This window comes from Hahella sp. NS-SX17, assembly GCF_057367735.1.
Window position 1 is genome coordinate 1,155,961 of the sequence record NZ_CM170632.1, and the last position, 16,765, is coordinate 1,172,725.

At 54.0% G+C, this 16,765-nt stretch carries 14 protein-coding genes; 11 read left to right on the forward strand and 3 right to left on the reverse strand.

Features of this window, described 5'->3' with window-relative positions; genetic code table 11:
• Positions 1–294: 294 nt before the first annotated feature.
• The gene (locus AC2IBB_RS05280) at positions 295–1,077 is read right to left on the reverse strand and encodes a type IV pili methyl-accepting chemotaxis transducer N-terminal domain-containing protein (protein ID WP_486331856.1); all 783 of its coding nucleotides are present in this window, start codon (positions 1,075–1,077) and stop codon (positions 295–297) included.
• A gap of 582 nt (positions 1,078–1,659) precedes the next feature.
• On the opposite strand from AC2IBB_RS05280, the gene AC2IBB_RS05285 reads away from it, so the two are divergent.
• The 4 genes from AC2IBB_RS05285 (at position 1,660) to AC2IBB_RS05300 (ending at position 5,633) form a co-directional block, all read left to right on the forward strand.
• The gene (locus AC2IBB_RS05285) at positions 1,660–2,343 is read left to right on the forward strand and encodes a hypothetical protein (RefSeq protein WP_486331857.1); all 684 of its coding nucleotides are present in this window, start codon (positions 1,660–1,662) and stop codon (positions 2,341–2,343) included.
• A gap of 236 nt (positions 2,344–2,579) precedes the next feature.
• Positions 2,580–3,335 (forward strand): MBL fold metallo-hydrolase, encoded by a 756-nt coding sequence (locus AC2IBB_RS05290; RefSeq protein ID WP_486331858.1) that lies wholly within the window; start codon positions 2,580–2,582, stop codon positions 3,333–3,335.
• On the forward strand, positions 3,283–4,140 hold the full coding sequence (locus AC2IBB_RS05295; RefSeq protein ID WP_486331859.1) for a hypothetical protein: 858 nt from the start codon (positions 3,283–3,285) through the stop codon (positions 4,138–4,140). The genes AC2IBB_RS05290 and AC2IBB_RS05295 overlap by 53 nt, the downstream gene beginning before the upstream one ends.
• Before the next feature lie 26 nt (positions 4,141–4,166).
• Entirely contained in the window at positions 4,167–5,633 is a 1,467-nt protein-coding gene (locus tag AC2IBB_RS05300) for a sensor histidine kinase (RefSeq protein ID WP_486331860.1), read from the forward strand.
• Here the strand turns inward: AC2IBB_RS05300 and AC2IBB_RS05305 are convergent.
• Positions 5,630–6,673 carry a GlxA family transcriptional regulator gene (locus AC2IBB_RS05305; protein WP_486331861.1) on the reverse strand — a complete coding sequence of 348 codons (1,044 nt, stop codon included), beginning with the start codon at positions 6,671–6,673 and terminating at the stop codon, positions 5,630–5,632. The genes AC2IBB_RS05300 and AC2IBB_RS05305 overlap by 4 nt on opposite strands.
• 193 nt (positions 6,674–6,866) lie before the next feature.
• Here AC2IBB_RS05305 and AC2IBB_RS05310 point away from each other — a divergent pair, with 193 nt between their 5' ends.
• Positions 6,867–7,763, forward strand: coding sequence for an alpha/beta fold hydrolase (locus AC2IBB_RS05310; RefSeq protein WP_486331862.1), 897 nt, complete (start codon positions 6,867–6,869; stop codon positions 7,761–7,763).
• A gap of 127 nt (positions 7,764–7,890) precedes the next feature.
• On the opposite strand, the gene AC2IBB_RS05315 is transcribed toward AC2IBB_RS05310, so the two are convergent.
• Positions 7,891–10,194, reverse strand: a complete 2,304-nt coding sequence (locus AC2IBB_RS05315) for a molybdopterin-dependent oxidoreductase (RefSeq protein ID WP_486331863.1) — start codon at positions 10,192–10,194, stop codon at positions 7,891–7,893.
• Positions 10,195–10,329: 135 nt separating this feature from the next.
• Between AC2IBB_RS05315 and AC2IBB_RS05320 the strand changes: the two genes are divergently transcribed.
• The 6 genes from AC2IBB_RS05320 to choW all read left to right on the forward strand — a co-directional run bounded on the left by AC2IBB_RS05320 (position 10,330) and on the right by choW (position 16,764).
• Positions 10,330–10,827 carry a winged helix-turn-helix transcriptional regulator gene (locus AC2IBB_RS05320; RefSeq protein WP_486331864.1) on the forward strand — a complete coding sequence of 166 codons (498 nt, stop codon included), beginning with the start codon at positions 10,330–10,332 and terminating at the stop codon, positions 10,825–10,827.
• 331 nt (positions 10,828–11,158) lie between these two features.
• Entirely contained in the window at positions 11,159–11,755 is a 597-nt protein-coding gene (gene betI / locus AC2IBB_RS05325; protein ID WP_486331865.1) for a choline-binding transcriptional repressor BetI, read from the forward strand.
• Positions 11,752–13,215: a betaine-aldehyde dehydrogenase gene (gene betB, locus AC2IBB_RS05330; protein WP_486331866.1), complete on the forward strand. Its 1,464-nt coding sequence runs from the start codon at positions 11,752–11,754 to the stop codon at positions 13,213–13,215. The genes betI and betB overlap by 4 nt, the downstream gene beginning before the upstream one ends.
• A gap of 9 nt (positions 13,216–13,224) precedes the next feature.
• Positions 13,225–14,901 carry a choline dehydrogenase gene (betA, locus tag AC2IBB_RS05335; RefSeq protein ID WP_486331867.1) on the forward strand — a complete coding sequence of 559 codons (1,677 nt, stop codon included), beginning with the start codon at positions 13,225–13,227 and terminating at the stop codon, positions 14,899–14,901.
• Positions 14,902–14,967: 66 nt separating this feature from the next.
• On the forward strand, positions 14,968–15,906 hold the full coding sequence (locus AC2IBB_RS05340) for a choline ABC transporter substrate-binding protein (RefSeq protein WP_486331868.1): 939 nt from the start codon (positions 14,968–14,970) through the stop codon (positions 15,904–15,906).
• A 12-nt stretch (positions 15,907–15,918) separates the two neighbouring features.
• Entirely contained in the window at positions 15,919–16,764 is an 846-nt protein-coding gene (gene choW / locus AC2IBB_RS05345; protein WP_486331869.1) for a choline ABC transporter permease subunit, read from the forward strand.
• Position 16,765 lies beyond the last annotated feature (1 nt).

Consider the following 16,765-nt stretch of genomic DNA (forward strand, 5'->3'; position numbering starts at 1 on the left):
AGTTGACGCATTGCTGATCCAGCGCAAGTTAGGCGCCAAATGGGTCGGAAATTAGTGGGTATGGACAAAGCGCGTTTTTTGATAATCGTAAAAAGTTTTTTATAAACAATAGGAAAGAGAGTGATGGTCGCGTTTTGGGGTGGAGCTGAAAACTTCTACGCGATGAGCTGCGCCTGCTGAATGCGAGAGGGAAAAGAGGCTGAATAAGCGGAAAAAAAGAGTGCGGCTTGCGCCGCACTAAACGAAGAAGACGAATAAATCGGGAACTCGGTTTAGGAGTTCAATCCTTGCGGATCAGCTTTTCAGGCCTGCATACATGTCTGAAATCTTACGCATGCTTTTCAACATGCTTTCTGTGGTCATGGCGATAACAAAAGGCACGAAGTCTTGCCCGTCCATTTTCTCGAAACCAGAGTGAGAGAAGGACCACTGTGAAATCACTTTATCCAGCGCTTTGTTGATTTCTTCGCTGTTGGCGTCCGCTTTGCGCAGCTCGCTCAAGCCGGAGTCGTATTTATTGACGGCGGCTTTAAAATCGTTTTCCAGGTCGGCCACGCCCAGATTCCAGCTCATCGCGGAGTAGTACATGGCGATTTTCTGGGACAGCATGCCCTGCTCGTTGGAAATGTTGATCAAACGGCCTTTGGTGCTGGCGACTTGTTTTTCCAGATCTTTAGTGATGTCCTGGGTCAGACTCAACAGTTGTTCACTTTGCTCAATCAGCTTCGCAGCATTTTCCTGGTTGGGAGCGGCGGTCGCCAATTGGCGGAAGGCGGTCCATTCTTTACGCACGGATTTTAATTCGCGGGCCATTTCTCCCGCTTTTAAATATCCTTCCAAGTCGGACAGCTGAGACTCAAATTGCGCCACACTGTCATGTAATTGAATCGCGGACTTATCAGGAAGAATATCCTGACCAATCAATAAATATGCTTTAACGATTCTTTGGCTCAACATTCTTTGTTGGCCGGCGATGTCCAGAGCCTGATCCATGCTCGATATTTCCGCACGAGCCAGCCCGGCGCCGAATGCGGTAAGTGTGACAAGTAAGAAACAAATCTTTCTGAACGACTGCATTAATGTTTACCTAGTGCTAAAAATGGCGTGCATATTGAAGGAATTAGATCAAAAATCAAGCGCCAAATGGCCTTTGACATATAAGTAATTTACGAAGTCAATAGATGCTTTTCGTTTCTTATCGATTATATGTGTCAATATGTTTTGTAATAGTGAGAATAATGCACTTTTATGTAACTAAAAGTTGCTTTTTAAGGGGGTAAATGAGGCGGGTATATAATTCGTTATACTGTATTATTTTTAATAAATTTTACATTGTTTTTCTTTTGCGAATTGTACGTCACGTTTTTATCGCCATGCGTACTGGTAGTTATGTTTGAAAAAGCGTCAATGGATGACTCTTCTTTGATTAACAAAAGTGGTCAGATTTTCGCTGATTTATCCAGCGTATCGCTCTATAGATGAATAAAATTAGTTCTGATAACAAAACATTATAAAAAATATGAAGGGCGTCAGAGTCGGATTGACGCTAGCTTCAGTATCCGGTCACTCGCGCGATGGGGAGTCCTGTCTCAAAACGAGTAAGAACCAAGGCGAGGCTGCGGTGACTGTCAGCAATAACGAGTTTAAGGAGACGACAAGATGGCCCTGGCGGATATTTTTAAACAGAATGCGAACAAGTCAATTACCGTGACCGGCGCGGAGTCCTCAAATATTTCCCACGCTACCTACAGCGTCAAATGCAATAACATCCAACGAAACTGCTATCTGGTGAACCAGCTTGAGCGAGCCAACCTGCAAGAAGGCGCACATGTGGCTGGCGGAAATACGGTCACTGTCGCCACTGCTCACAATGGTAACTGCTACTGGTTGCCATGGCGCGGATGGCGGGCTGTAGCCGGACAGCTTCAGGGGGCGTGTAACTTCTTCGTCACCGCCAATCTGACCGGGTGCTGCTTTGTTGTATCCGGTAATCAGGTATCTCCCTTTGTCGTCCATATGAACTGCCAGCCAGCTAATGAAGGCTTGGTGAGCTTCCCTAACAGTGGAGATATCAAGGAATATAACTTTGATCTGCAAGCGGCGCAGGATCAGTTCTATGGGCAAGTCACCGAGCAATTGATCACCAACAATGTGATTTCACACGCTGGTCTGCAGATGTTGAAACCAAGTGATTACGGGGCCAAAGCGAGAGAAGGTTACGGGACGCCCACGAGCGTCTTTGGCGTCCGCACAGGGGGATTGTGGACCCTCTATTACAACGTAGGCAAAGGCGGCGGACCTGGAATTACCCGAGAATTATTTCCTAACTTTCAGCCTCTCTGACAGACCGTCCTGGTTGCGCTTATATGAGGCCGGTGAGTTAACGCCGGCCGATTTTCACGTTTTTCTTTCTCATGATAATCGCTTTACATTACGGTAAACCGCGGCCCGTTTATAAACCAATGGGTTAGTGGCATAATCCCCGCGGCAATCGACAGGTTGCCGCCATGCAGGCATGGGAGCGCCATCCGCGCTTATCGCGACAGGATGGAAAATGGAAAACACGGAAAGCTTTTGTTATGAAGAATTTGCTTATTGTCGGTAATGGAGAGGCCTTCTCGGAAGAGTGTAATACCTCTTTCCTGTTGCAGTCCGCCGATGGCTCCATTCTTATCGACTGCGGTTATCAGGTCCCGCCTCGCCTTTGGGCGGGCGATTATCATCAGAATATTGATCTGGTGCTGCTGACCCACCACCATGCGGATCACTCCTTTGGCGTTGTGCCTCTGCTGGTCCGCTATCTGGAAGAAAAAAGAACCCGCCCCCTTAAGATCTGGGGGCCAGCGGGCACGGAAACGTTCGTAAAAAGTCTTCTGGAACACGGCTACCCTGGCGTGTCCAAATATTTCAAATACACGATTGAGTTCGCCGAATTCGACACCCTCGACAGTAAAAAATACGGGGAGGTTTCCATTCGTAGCGCGCCCACCGTACACTCTATCCCGAACTTATTGTATCGACTGGACTTTGACGGCCGCTCTTTCTCCATTTCAGGGGACGGCAAACTGACGCCGGCAGCGGTTGAGCTGATTCAAGGCGTCGACCTGCATCTGCAGGAAGTCTATGAGCTTAACGACAACATCCCCAGTCACTATTCATTCAGCGAAGTGCTGCAATTTGCTCAATCCGGCGTGGCCGCGAGCGTGGGCGTGACCCATATGTGCAGGAATGAAATCAGCGTAATTACTGAAACCTACGATAAGTTAGTAAGGGAGAATGAGATTGAAAAGGACAGACTGTTTATCACCCGTGCGGGGCAAACTTTCGAGTTTTAAAAGCCGCGCGCTGCTGACTGCCGGCGTCTGCGCATTGTCGTTCAACGCCGTCGCTAAGGAAATCTTCGTCATCAATAAAAACGCCGCAGATTACCGTGTGGTGGAGACGGACAACAGCGACAAGCGCATCGACGTATATTCCAACACGCCGCACCGATATCTGAACAGCGAGAAAAAAGAGCACGTTTTCACTGGTGTGCCAGTGAGCGAGCTGTCTCCGAAGGAGTGGCGTTACGATAACGTTTACTTTATCGGTGATGATGACTACATCACCTACATGCCGGCCCAGATCGCCAACAACCCGCAAACCATTCTGGCCAGCGCCAAGGATACAGCGCCCCTTAGCAAGAGGGACGGCGAAGTACAGGTCATTCTCCCCACTCGCGAAGAAGCGAAGGTGGAGGATAAGTATCTGAAAAAGGCCGCTTTCTGGGCCTGGTACGTCAAAGCGGTCGTGTATGGCGAGCTGAATAACTCTCTGCAATATGGCGACGCCTCCATCGATATGACCAACGTTATGGGCGAGCCTACACCAGGGTACAAAGCGCCCTCGGTATTTTCCTATGATCCCATCGTTTGCCCGGAAACCTATCAGGTCTCGGTAAAAGATCTGGACCCCGGCTTTGACAAAGGGAAAGTCCAGTTTCAGCAGCTGAACGGCAATCAACGGGACTATGGCGCGGGAGAAGTCATGCTGATTTTCTCCAAGGACGATACGGCGCTGCCTATTGAATGCGGCGGCCCTTACGCAGTGAGGAAGGGAGAAGAGTATATCTACAGCGTATATTCTTTTAAGGGAATTTAATCAGCTAACAAAGTGCGTCTAACAATATGGATAGTTTTAGAAAGTACTCGTTTCAGCGTTGCATCAAGTTTACGGTTCTGGTCGCTTTGTTTGGGTTCGCGGTTTCCTTCTTTGTGCATCAGTATCAGGTGTTGGGAAACTCAATCAAGGTTTCCGACCAGACTGCCGGGTTGATTAACCGACAGCATATTTCCGTGCTGCTTGGACGGGGCAATTTTGTCCATATTGAAGACGCCTTGGCGCAGTTGGTTAAGGAGAGCCCGTTACTGTTCGCCTACGTGCTGGACACTGACGGCAAGGTGGCGGCGACCAGTCACAAATCAGCCGAGGTTGACGTTCCCTGCTGCTACGACTGGGAGAACAGTGAAGATAGCGCGTTCAAGTTTGAGGGGGCGCCAGCGGCGCCCTTTGAGGCGGTAGCGGATGGCGTCGATTTTGTTCGCAAAGTGACGCCGGTGCTGGAGCACTCATCCGGTGAAAAAATCGGTTCCTTGGTGACCTTTCTTGTTCCCAAACTGATTAAGCGCGAGCACCTTGTGGATACGCTGATTATCAGCTCCATGGCGCTGATTTTTATCCTGGCGACCGGTGTCGCGCTTTCGTTGTTATTGTCGCGGGCGCTAACCGCCCCGGTGAGAGAACTTACTCGGTTTGTGGACTCTGTGGATGACACTGAAGCTAAAGAGGAGTTGAGTCGACTGGGCGCGCATGAGTTTGCGGGCAGCAACATTGTGGAAATACGGCAGTTGCTGCAGTCGTTTCTGGCCTATCGCGAAAAAATTCTCGATCACAAGAACATCCTGGAAGCGCAGGTGCGAGAGAGGACGCATGCTCTGGAAGTGGCGGTGGAGGAAAACCGCATGCTGGGCAAGACGTTACGTACGGCGTTGGAAGATGAGCGCAAGCTGATCGCGCAGGAAATTCATGACAACTTCAATGCGACGCTGGTCGCCATCAAAATGTACTCCCAAAAAATTGAGCAACTGGCTCAAGAAGGCGGCGAAGACGCGCAAATCGCCAGCATGGGAAGAAAAATCACCTCCATCGTCACGGACGCATACAGCTCCGCCCGCAGCCTGGTTTCCCGTCTGCGTCCAGAGATTATCGATACGCTTGGGTTGAGCGGCGCCTTGGAGGAACTGGTCAACAATTACAATCAGTCTTCAAATGGGTGTTCGTTTATGCTGTCGATTGGCGATCACTGCGATAACCTGGATGAAGAGCGCAACATAGGCATTTATCGCATCGTACAGGAGGCGGTCACCAATGCGGTCAAGCATGCCGCGGCGAAAGAAGTGGCCATTTCACTGCATCGTCCCAAGGACTATGAGCTGGTGATTCAGGACGACGGCGTGGGCTTCAAGCCCTCACAGGAAAAGGACGCCGGCATTGGTCTGATCTCCATGCGCGAACGCGCTATGAGTCTGGGCGGCCGTTTCGAATCGGAAAACACCCAGGCGGGGGCCTGCATCAAAGTATCTATTCCTGCCTAAATGCGTCCTTCCAGCGCGGGTATGCCGACTCGCGGGGGCGTCACATAACTGAAGCGTTTGCGGTATTGCTCCATTGTGCATCCGGTGGCTCGTTTAAAGAGTCGCCGGAACGAACTGATGTCCTCGTAACCGACCTCCCAAATGATTTCATTCGACGACTTGAGCGTCGTCTCCAATTGGTGTTTCACCGCTTCCACTCGTAACTGTTGCAGGTAATTGATCGGATTCTCGCCGGTGGCTTCCTTGAAGCGGCGTTTGAATGTACGTCCTCCCAATCCGGCCAGCGCCGCCACATCGTCCACGGAAAAGTGCTCGGCGTAATGAGACTCCATCCACTCCTGCGCTTTTTTTACAGCGTCGTCTTTATGAGACTTGTAGCCATAGAACGTGATGTAAGGCGTTTGTTGCTGGCGCTTACTGTCAAACAGATGCAGTTTGGAGACCGCCGACGCCAGTTCCTGACCCGCGAAGCGTTCGATCAGGTGAAAGCTTAGGTCGATATAGGCGGTAGCGCCGCCGGCGCAGATGATGTCGCCGCTATCAATGAGCAGTCGGTCTATGTCCAGTCTGATTTTCGGGTAACGCTGGCGGAAAGGCTCTGCGGCTCGCCAGTGGGTGGTGACGGTTTTGTCTTCCAGCAGTCCGGCTTCCGCCAGAACGAAACTGCCGGTGCAGGCGCTGGCGATAACAGCGCCGCGCTGGGCGTGATCTTGCAGCCATGCATAAGCCTGACGAAACTGCGCCAGGTGCTTCGGCAGGTCAGCGCCTGCCGTGATCGCCTCAATCGCGGAAGCGACAATGATCAAGTCTGGCTCGACGTCCTGGAATGCAGCATTCGGCGCAATCGCCATGCCGTTGTAGGCGATAACGGGCTGGTCATTCTGCGTGACGACATTGATGCTGAAGTACGGCTCCATTGGACGCTTGCCAGCGGCGCGGGAGAGTCGGGCGTGGCAGTAATTGGCGGTGGTGAATATATCCAGAATGCCGTGTACGGAGGCGGCGGCGCAGTGGGGCAGGGCGAGCAAGACAATTTTCATGGGCGACTCCTTCATCCGTTTCGTGGCTAAAAAGGAAAAGGCGAAATGTCATAAAAGGCAATTTAAGTGTCAAATATGACACTCCCGCTAATGCATTGCAAACCTTATCTTGTAGACATAGCCACTGCGACAAAGCCCCGAAAATCGGCGTGGCGCTGGTGATTTTATCTAGTAAGTTAAGAGGATACGTCACATGTCCGCGAACATTCCCCTGTCCGTAGCCCCGTCCAAACCACTGAGAGAGCCGCAGGTTCCCTTCGCCTTGAAAGCCATGCGCTGGGCGATTCGCGCCTATGCTCGCATCTCCTCCCAAGGCGCAGGCCGGATGCTTAACCGACTTTGGTTCACGCCGCAGCGTTATGGATTGAACTCACGCTTTGACGCCCTGTTGGACAAGGCGGACGCCTTTATGAACCTGAAAGTGGGAGCATTGACGATCCCTGTCTACAGCTGGGGAGCCGGCCCTGTGGTGTTGTGCGCCCATGGCTGGTCCGGCTCCGGCGTGCAGTTTGGCGCGATGGTGAAACCCCTGGTGGACAATGGGTATCGGGTTGTGGCGTTTGATGCGCCCGGTCATGGACGGGCTCAAGGCGTGCGCACTAATGTTCTGCAGATGCGGGATGCGATCCTGCAAGTGGCGGCGCAGACTCTGGGCGTGCACGCAGTGGTGGCTCATTCCCTGGGCTCTATCGCCGCCGCTATGGCAGTGCGGGAAGGGTTATTGACCAATAAAGTCATTATGTTGGCCCCGCCGGCGGACATGCAGGTGGTGCTGGATGTGTTTCAGCAGCGTTTGCAGGTTCCGGACGCCGTCATGCTCGCTCATTGCAAACTGATGGAGCAGGAGTTTGGCGACGATATTTGGGATCGTTTATCTCTAATGAAAAACGTTCCACTCATCCAGGCGCAAGGAATGATCGTATCAGATATCAATGATGCGGAAGTTCCTGCTGCGTACGGTGAAGCGCTTGCCCTTAAGTGGCATGGCAGTCGTTTCCTGCAGACCGCGGGGCTGGGGCATTATCGAGTATTGCGGGATGAACGCGTCATTGAGGAAGTAGTGAAGTTCGTAAACCGACTCCCTGATTGACGCCGGTGAGGGACATTGCGGTTAAGGGACGGTCTCCTCGGTCAGACCGGCGCAGCGACGATACGACGTAATGATGTTTTAGGTGAGTGCGTATCGTCGCCTTTTTTGCGGCGGCTGGGAATGCTGGTTAGACGTCAACGGCTTCCAGCGCAACCGGGACGCATTTGTGATAAGGCGTCTTGGCGATGGGGTCGCAGTGTTGTGCGTCCGTCAGCATGTTGATCGCCGGACCATTGCGCAGCTGTCTTCCCTGCTCATCCTGATAGAGCATGCCGAAGCCGTGAGGCAGCGTCAGTACTCCTGGCAGAACGCTCTCATCCGCGGAGGCGATGGCCTCCACCGCGCCTCGTCGGGAACGGCAGCGCACTTTATCCCCGGAAACCAGTCCCAGCTTGGCCAGATCGGAGGGGTGAACGCGCAGTAAGCCTTCCTTGTCCGTCTTGCGCCACTCCGGTCCACGATAGATCTGGTTGGCGTTATAGGCGCGGCGCTCGCCAGCGGCCAGGATGAACGGATAATCCCTGTCTTCACTAAAACCCTCTGTTTTCAAACGATCCAGCCACTCAGTCAGTTCGGGTATATACAGGTTTACTCTGCGGTCCCTGGTTTTTATCAAATTCCAGGTTTCCTCCACCTTGAAGGTGGCGATGGGCGCAGGTCTGGGACTCTCCAGAAAACGATTGAACAGCGCCAGCCCCAGTGTGTAGCCCTTGCCTGGCAGTCCGGTGCGCTGGACTTGCGAACCGAACTTGGCGGCGTACATCTGGCAGACGCCCCAGATCGCCGCTGCGGATTGCATGCCTTCCGGCAACGCCTTGCCAAGGGTGGCGTATAAAATGACTGGGACGTACTTGCGCCATTGTGGATGGCGCTTCAACGCCGCCGCCAGCGCTAATGGAAAGGCGCGGCTGACCGGCAGGCGACGGTCCAGTTTGGCTGCTTTTTCCAGTAGTGGAAAGCGGTCGGGAATCGCCCCCAGGCCGACCAGCATACGCCGGTAGATTTCCGGTTCGGGAAGCGTGTCGCCGCTGCGAGGCAGTATGGGGCGACGCAGATGGTAATAGTTGGTAGGGAAACCGAATGTGAAATAGGTGGACTCCACTTTTTCAAACTGACTGTCCGCCGGCAATATGTAGTGCGCGTGGCGGGCGGTTTCCGTCATCGCTACATCAATCACCACCATCAGCTCCAGTTTCTCAAATGCTTTCCGATAGGCTTCCGTATCAGCGGCGGATAAGGCGGGATTGGCGCTGTCCACCACTAAGGCGCGGATACGGTCAGGATGATCGCTATCGATTTCCTGGGGCAAAATGTTGGGCGGAAACAGTTTGGCGATGCCGTGCATCCCGGTGACGGCAGTATTCTTGTCATCGGCTTTGGAATGACCGATCAACGGGGCGAATTGCGCCATCAAGTGATTGCCGCCCTGCTTATTGAAATTGCCTGTCACCAGAAACAATAGCTTTTCCAGATAGGAATTCAGCGTGCTGTGTAAACTGTGTTGGATGCCAAGGTCGGCTCTGACCGTCGCGGATTTGGCGGTGGCGAAACCTCGGGCGACCTGCCGCGCTGTCTCGGGATCGACGCCGGCGATGGTCGCGTACTGCTCCACTGGCAGGTCGATGAAATGGCGGCGCAATTCATCATAACCGTTGGTGTGTTGACGCAGGAATTCCCTGTCTTCCAGCGCTTCCTGAAAAATGACGGCGATGATGGCGGCGAGCAGGTAAGCGTCCATTCCGGGGCGCACCCGCAAATGAATATCTGCGTCTTTGGCGGTTTCGCTGACTCGTGGGTCAACGACGACCAGGGTGCGGTTGGGATCTTTCTTGTAGGCTTTCAGCAGGTCTCGGGTTTTACGCACGCCGTGGGCCATATAAGGATTGGCGCCCAGCACGATGCAGTAATCGGCGTGTTCCATGCCTTCCAGCACGAAACAGCTTTCGCGACCGAACAGTTTCCCGTTTACCCAGAAATCCCCCGTCTTTTCCTGCGCCAGCGCGGTGTATAAATAGGGCGTTTCCAACGCCGCCCGCAAAGCCCCGGAATAACTGCCGCCCAAGTGGTTGCCCTGGCCTCCGCCTCCATAGTAGGCGAATGCGCCGCCCCCATGCTGGGACTTGATGTCGCGCATGCGCGCAGTGATCTCGGCGATGGCGGCGTCCCAGGAGATAGGCGCGTATTCGCCGTTTGGCTGGCGTTTTAGCGGTTGTCGCAGGCGAGCGGAATGATTTTGGTAGTGATCCAGTTTGGCGGCTTTCTGGCAGATATAGCCTTCAGAGTTCGGCGCCAGCTTATCGCCCCTGACCTTGACGATGCGTCCCTGGTCCACCTGCATTTCCAGGCCGCAATTGATGCTGCACAGGATGCACGCGGTGGGTTTCCACACAGAGGGGTCGATGCGCTCTTCAACTGTCTCTGCATCAGGCATGATCACTCTCCTTTGTTATTAGTTCTATTTTGGAACTTGTAAAATAGTAAATTCCAAACTGGAACCTGTAAAGCTATACTTCCTGGCGTTTTCCATCTCGCTTCCGTTAACCCAGAGAGGACGCCGTACTCGTTTATGCGCTGGAGTGAAATTCAAGATATTCCCTGTTCAATCGCCCGCACCCTCTCTGTCATCGGCGACCGCTGGACGCTGCTGGTTATTCGTGAAGCATTCCTGGGCGTACGCCGCTTTGAACAGTTCCAGAAGCACTTGCAGATTACCCGTCACCGCTTATCGGACCGTCTGAACAAACTGGTCGAAAGCGGCGTGATGCGCAAAGCGCTGTATCAGGAGAGTCCGGCCCGTTATGAGTATAGGCTTACCCGCAAGGGGATGGATTTATATCCCGTGATCCTGGCTATGGCGGGTTGGGGGGATAAATACATGGCTGAAGAAGCTGGGCCGCCGGTTGAGTATGTTCATCTGGGGTGCGGCAAGAAGATGGCGGCGACATTGGTCTGCCCTGAGTGTAAGGAACCCATTGACGCCAAGTCTGTAAAACCCATGGTGGGTCCCGGACTCAGCGCGTTAGCGAAGAACTCAGGGACTTTAAACGAAGATGGTGACCCCTGACGGCTTTGCAGGTGTGTTGCTGGCGCTAACATGCTCCCTGTTCCCCTGTTTATACCTTTGTTTGAAAGCGACCCTCTGTAAAAAGGTTGCTGCTCAAAGGAAATTTAGGTTTCGCCTTTCTTTCCTATTTAGAACGCTAAATATTTGCCAATTACAAAAAGTTACATTTGTTGCTGCGAGTGCAGATTATGCTGCTTAAATGTTTGTAATTAAAGTAATTTAATCTCTATTTCGTTAGGTGTCTCCCTCTTCGTCTCTCCTTTTTCAAAATTGAAATATTGAACTCAAACTATTAGGGTGTGTTTTTAATTGAACATTCAATCAATAAAAAATGCCCAAGATCGTCGTCGAAGCAGAGAAAAAAGAGCAGCTGATAGAAGCCACCCTTAAGTCGGTGGAAGCCTATGGCATTCAGGGCACGACCATTAATTCCATTAGCCGTTACGCGGGTGTTTCCACTGGAATTATCAGCCACTACTTCGGAGGCAAGCAGGCGCTGATGGAGGCGACTGTCCGCTACCTGCTGGAAGCCCTGAAAAGCTCTCTGTTGAAAGAGTTGGCCAAGTCTTCGGACGGTTCGCCATACAGCCGCCTTCTTTCCATTGTCGAAGCCAACTTCAGCAAACTGCAGGTCAGTGAAAGGGCGGCGAAGACCTGGATGGCTTTCTGGGCCCAGGCCATGCATGACCCGCGTTTAGCCCGGCTGCAGAGAGTTAATGAGCGACGGTTGTTCTCCAACTTAAAGGTGAGCCTGCGCGAAATTCTTCCTCCGTCTCAAGTGGAGGATCAGGCTCACGCCATCGCCGCCCTGATCGACGGTTTGTGGCTGCGCAGCGCGCTCAGCTCTGGTGGTTTGTCCGTCGTACAGGCGGAACGCATTTGTAAGAACTACGTAAGTGAGTTGTTTGAAGGAAAACATAAAGCATGAGCATTCCTGTTTATCAGTCTTTTGTTGACGGCGCTTATCGGGCGTCCACATCGAACGAGACCTTTGATGTGGTGAATCCCGCTACAGGCGAACTGATTTACCGCGTTGAACAGGCTTGTGAAAGTCTGGTGCAAGCGGCGGTGGAATCCGCGAATCGCGGATTCGCAGAATGGTCCGCGATGACCGGCATGCAACGGGGACGCGTGTTGCAGAAGGCCGTGGCCCTGTTACGGGAAAGGAACGATGAGCTGGCGCGTATTGAAGTCCTGGATACTGGTAAGCCCTGGCAGGAAGCGAGTGTCGTGGACGTAGTGACTGGCGCTGACAGTATTGAGTTTTTCGCTGGCCTGGCGGCGTCGATCGAAGGCAATCAGCAATCCCTGGGCGAAGACTTTTACTACACCCGCCGAGAGCCTTTAGGCGTCTGCGCCGGCATTGGGGCCTGGAATTATCCTCTGCAGATCGCTTGCTGGAAATCCGCGCCAGCCTTGGCGGCGGGCAATGCGATGGTGTTCAAGCCTTCCGAAGAAACCCCGTTAGGCGCCTTGAAGTTGGCGGAAATTTTCGTTGAAGCGGGCGTTCCCGCCGGCGTCTTCAATGTGGTGCAAGGCGATCATCGCGTCGGCCGCATGCTGACCGCCCATCCTGGCATCGCCAAAGTCTCCTTCACGGGGGAAGTGGGGACCGGCAAGAAAGTAATGGCGGACTCCGCCTCCACTCTGAAAGACGTGACCATGGAGCTGGGCGGCAAATCGCCGCTGGTGATATTCAATGATTGCGATCTGGAAAACGCCGTCTCCGCTGCATTGCTTGGAAACTTCTACACCCAGGGCGAAGTCTGTACTCATGGTACGCGTGTGCTTGTGCATAAAGAGATTTACGACCGTTTTCTGGCGCGAGTGAAAGAGCGCGTCGAGAGCAATGTGGTCATCGGCGACCCCATGCATCCCGATACCAACCTGGGGGCGTTGATCTCCGCGCCGCATATGGAAAAAGTCATGGGATACATCGAGCAGGGCAGGCAGCAAGGAGCGAGGCTGGTTTGCGGCGGCGAGCGGGTGCGCCCGCAAGGCGTGGAGAATGGCTACTTCGTCGCCCCCACTGTGTTCGCGGACTGTCGCGATGACATGAGCATCGTGCGGGAAGAGATATTCGGGCCCGTCATGAGCGTGCTCAGCTTTGAGGACGAAGAAGAGGTCATTGCGCGCGCCAATGATACGGAATATGGCTTGGCCGCGGCGGTGTTCACCAATGACATCCGTCGCGCCCATCGTGTGATCGGCAGGCTGCAGGCGGGCATTTGCTGGATCAACAGCTTCGGCTATTCGCCGGCGGAAATGCCGGTAGGCGGCTACAAGCAATCCGGCATCGGCCGCGAAAACGGCATGGCCACCCTGAATCATTACACCCAAATCAAGGCCGTCTACGTCGGCATGACGGACCTGGAATCACCTTTTTGAGCGAGCGTTATGGCTGACAAGCAGTTTACCAATAGTTTTGATTACATCATCGTCGGGACCGGCTCAGCAGGCTGCGTCCTGGCCAACCGTCTTTCCGAAAGCGGCAAGTTCAATGTGCTGGCGCTGGAAGCGGGCCGTAAAGATGATACCTGGAAAATCCATATGCCCGCCGCGTTGACGTTCAATCTGGCGGATGAGAAGTACAACTGGTTCTACCACACCGAGCCCCAGGCGTTCATGAACAAGCGTCGTTTGTACTGGCCGCGTGGGCGTGTCTGGGGCGGTGGTTCCGCTCTCAACGCCATGGTTTATATCCGTGGTCACGCCCTGGATTATGACCGCTGGGAAGAGGAAGGAGCCAAGGGCTGGGCGTATAAAGACGTGTTGCCGTACTTCCGCAAGGCGGAAACCCGTGAACGCGGGGGCGACGCCTATCGCGGCAATGCGGGCCCATTGAACGTGCATACCGGGGACGAAAAGAACCCCTTGTTCGACGCCTTCATCAAAGCGGGAATGGAAGCGGGTTATCCTTATACCGAGGACATGAACGGCTATCAGCAGGAAGGCGTGGGCGTGATGGACATGACCATCAAGCAGGGCAAACGCTGGAGCGCGGCTCAGGCGTATTTGCGTCCGGCTTTGTCGCGTCCCAACCTGACGGCTGAGACGGGCGCCATGGTGACTCGCCTGTTGTTCGACAAAGGTCGCTGCATTGGCGTTGAGTACGAGCAAAACGGCGTGCTGGTCAAGGTTAAGGCGGAGCGGGAAGTCATTTTGTCCGGCGGCGCCATCAACTCGCCGCAGACATTGATGCTGTCGGGCATCGGCGACGAAGCGCAACTGCAGTCTTTAGGAATACCGGTAGTCGCACATGTTCCTGGCGTAGGCCAGAACCTGCAGGATCACCTGGAGTTTTATATTCAGCAAGCCTGCACGCAACCGCTGACGTTATACACCTACACCAAACAGCCGCGTAAGACTCTGGAAGGCGTGAAGTGGTTCCTGAACCATGATAGCGGCGCCTGCCGCACCGCGCATTTGGAAGCGGGCGGCTTTATCCGTACCGAAGCAGGCGTGAAGCACCCGGATATCCAGTATCACTTCCTGCCGTCTCAGGTCATCGACCACGGTCGCGTCGACCCGCAATTGCACGCTTACCAGGCGCACGTTGGGCCGATGCGCCCGACCTCTACAGGCTACTTGAAGGTTGTGTCCCGAGACCCGCGCCAGCATCCGCTGCTGGAGCCTAACTATCTGGCGACGGAGCGCGACCGCTGGGAAATGCGCCAGTGCGTGAAACTGACTCGGGAAATCTTTGCGCAGAAGGCGCTTGATCCTTTCCGTGGCGAGGAGATTCGTCCTGGCCCGGCTGTAAAAAGCGATGCGGAAATAGACGAGTTCATCCGCATGAGAGCAGACAGCGCTTACCACCCCTCCTGCACCTGCAAAATGGGGGCGGACGACGATCCGATGGCGGTGGTGAATTCCGAGGCGAAAGTCAGGGGCGTTGAAGGGCTGAGAGTGGTGGACGCCTCCATCATGCCCAGCATCGTCAGCGGCAACCTGAACGCGCCGACCATTATGATGGCCGAGAAGTGCGCAGATCACATTCTCGGTGTTTCGACGCTGCCGCCCAGCGATGCGCCAGTCTGGATCCATCCCGACTACGCGAACAAGCAGCGGTAGCCATGGCCGTCCTCTTGCGAGGGCGGACCCCAACCATTTCTGGAACGATTGAAGAGAGGAAAAATAATGAACCACTTCAAGCGACTGTTGATCAGCGGTCTGATGTTATTGACGAGTGTTAACGCCTATAGCGCGCAAAGCTGCAAAGAAGTCACTTTTGCGGATGTCGGTTGGACCGACATCACCGCCACGACTGCGTTGACCTCCGTCATTCTGCAGGGACTGGGCTATTCCACGGAATCCCAGCTGCTGTCTGTGCCGGTGACCTACAAGTCGCTGGAAAATGGGGATGTGGACGTATTCCTGGGCAACTGGATGCCGACCATGGAAGCGGATATTCGCCCCTATGTGGAAAACAAGTCTGTGGAAGTCGTTGGCAAGAACCTGGAAGGAGCCAAGTATACGTTGGCGGTGCCTTCCTATGTGGCGGAAGCGGGCGTGAAAACATTCGCGGATATCGCCAAGCATGCGGATAAGTTCAAAGACCGTATTTACGGTATTGAGCCTGGCAATGACGGCAACCGTCTGATTCAGGATATGATCGATAAAAACGCCTTCGCCCTGAAGGATTTTAAAGTCGTGGAGTCCAGCGAAGCAGGCATGCTGTCGCAGCTGAAAAGAGCCGTCAAACGTAAAGAGTGGATGGTGTTTCTGGCCTGGGAGCCGCATCCGATGAACGCCAACTTTGAGCTGACTTACCTCAGCGGCGGCGACGACTACTTCGGCCCCAACTTCGGCGGCGCGTCTGTATTCACCAATGTGCGTAAAGGCCTGATGAGCGAGTGCGGCAATCTGGCGCAACTGCTGAACAACCTGGAGTTTTCCCTGCAGATGGAAAACGAAGTCATGGGCGCGATTCTGGATGACAAGAAAAAGCCTGAAGCAGCGGCCAAAGCCTGGCTGAAGGAAAACTTCGATAGCGTCGAAGGCTGGTTGCAGGGGGTGAAAACCATTGACGGCAAGCCCGCAGCGCCGGCAGTGAAAAAACACCTGGACCTGATGTAAGCAGGCGCAGGTATGGACTGGAGTAGTAATTTGAGCGCTCTTAGCAGCTACAAACTGCCAGTCGGCGATTGGATGGAAAGCCTGGTCGATGTGCTCATCGACCATGGCGGCGCCTTCTTCGACGGCGTCGCCGTTTGTCTGGAATACCTGATCCAGGGGCTCACCGAAGCGTTGTTGTTTGCGCCGCCCTGGTTATTTATCGCCGTCATCGTGGCGTTTGCCGCCTGGCGTCATCGCAACTGGTCATCGCCGTTGTTCGCATTGGTCGCCCTGGGCCTAATCTGGAATATGGGGTATTGGGAGGAAACCATCGAAACGCTGGCGCTGGTCCTGTTTGCGACTGGATTCTGCGTGCTGTTTGGCGTTCCTATTGGCATCGCCGCCGCACATCGACCCTGGCTATATCGCGGTATGCGTCCGCTGCTGGATTTGATGCAGACGATCCCGACCTTTGTTTATCTGATACCGACCCTGACCCTGTTTGGTCTCGGCGTCGTGCCCGGTTTGATTTCAACCGTGATTTTCGCTATCGCTGCGCCGATTCGGTTGACGCACTTGGGCATCACTCAGGTGCCGGAAGAGTTATTGGAAGCCGGCAAAGCGTTCGGCTGTAAACCCAGCGTGCTGTTGCTGAAAGTCGAGATTCCCGCAGCGATGTCCAGCATTATGGCGGGCGTCACCCAGTGCATCATGTTGTCTTTGTCCATGGTGGTCATCGCCGCCCTGGTCGGCGCCGACGGGCTGGGCAAGCCGGTGGTGCGCGCCTTGAATACGGTGGATATCGCAACCGGTTTTGAAGCCGGCCTGGCTATCGTACTGATCGCCATTTTATTGGACAGACTGTTTAAAAGAGCCTGAG